The sequence below is a fragment of the Nitrospirota bacterium genome, assembly GCA_030684575.1.
Taxonomy (GTDB): Bacteria; Nitrospirota; Nitrospiria; order Nitrospirales; family Nitrospiraceae; genus Palsa-1315.
This window is the reverse complement of sequence record JAUXVD010000013.1, coordinates 1-1206: the sequence shown is the minus strand read 5'-3', so window position 1 is coordinate 1206 and position 1206 is coordinate 1. Positions and strand designations below refer to the sequence as shown.

1 protein-coding gene is annotated in these 1206 nt (G+C 59.7%); it reads right to left on the bottom strand.

All coding sequences use genetic code 11. The features are described 5' to 3' along the window. Positions 1 to 1206, bottom strand: coding sequence for an elongation factor Tu (gene tuf, locus Q8N00_09915; protein ID MDP2383106.1), 1206 nt, complete (start codon positions 1204 to 1206; stop codon positions 1 to 3).

Here is a 1206-nt window from a genome sequence, read left to right as displayed (position 1 = left end):
TTACGCCAGAATTTCGGTGACGACGCCAGAACCGACAGTCTTGCCGCCCTCGCGCACCGCGAACCGCAGCCCTTGATCCATCGCAATCGGGCTAATCAGCTCACCCGTCACACTCACATTATCGCCCGGCATGACCATCTCCACGCCAGGATTCAACGTCATAATCCCCGTGACGTCCGTCGTCCGGAAATAGAACTGGGGCCGGTAGCCATTGAAGAACGGCGTATGCCGCCCGCCTTCTTCCTTGGCCAACACATAGATCTCTGCCTTGAACTTCGTATGCGGCGTGATGCTCTTCGGCTTCGACAGCACCATCCCGCGCTCCACATCTTCCTTCTTCGTGCCCCGCAGCAAGACGCCGACGTTATCGCCCGCCTGCCCCTCATCGAGCACCTTCCGGAACATCTCCACCCCGGTCACAATCGTGACCTGGTTCGGCCGTAAGCCCACGATCTCGATTTCATCTCCTACCTTGACGATCCCACGCTCGACACGCCCGGTCACGACGGTCCCACGACCGCTGATGGTGAACACGTCTTCGATCGGCATCAAGAACGGCTTATCGATCGGACGCTCCGGCGTCGGGATGTAGGTATCGACCGCTTCCAATAGCTTGAGCAACGACGGCACGCCGAGCGGCCCCTGATCCCCTTCCATCGCCTTCAAGGCTGAGCCATGAATGATGGGGGTCTTGTCGCCCGGAAAGCCGTACTTGGTCAACAGCTCCCGCACTTCGAGCTCGACCAACTCCAAGAGCTCTGCGTCATCGATCTTGTCGGCCTTGTTCAGGAACACCACGATGTAGGGCACCCCGACCTGCCGGGCCAAGAGGATGTGCTCCCGCGTCTGGGGCATCGGACCGTCTGCCGCACTGACGACGAGGATCGCGCCATCCATCTGCGCGGCGCCGGTGATCATATTCTTGACGTAATCGGCGTGGCCCGGGCAATCCACGTGGGCATAGTGACGATTAGCCGTTTCATACTCTACGTGACTGATCGCAATCGTCATAATCTTGGTGGCATCACGTCGGCCCTGGCTCTCGCTCGCCTTCGCCACTTCATCGTACGGAATGTACTTGGCCATGCCCTTCTCCGCACAGACTTTCGTCAAGGCCGCGGTCAACGTCGTCTTGCCGTGGTCCACATGCCCGATCGTCCCGATATTCACGTGCGGCTTCCGCCGCTCATATTTCGCCTTCGCCAT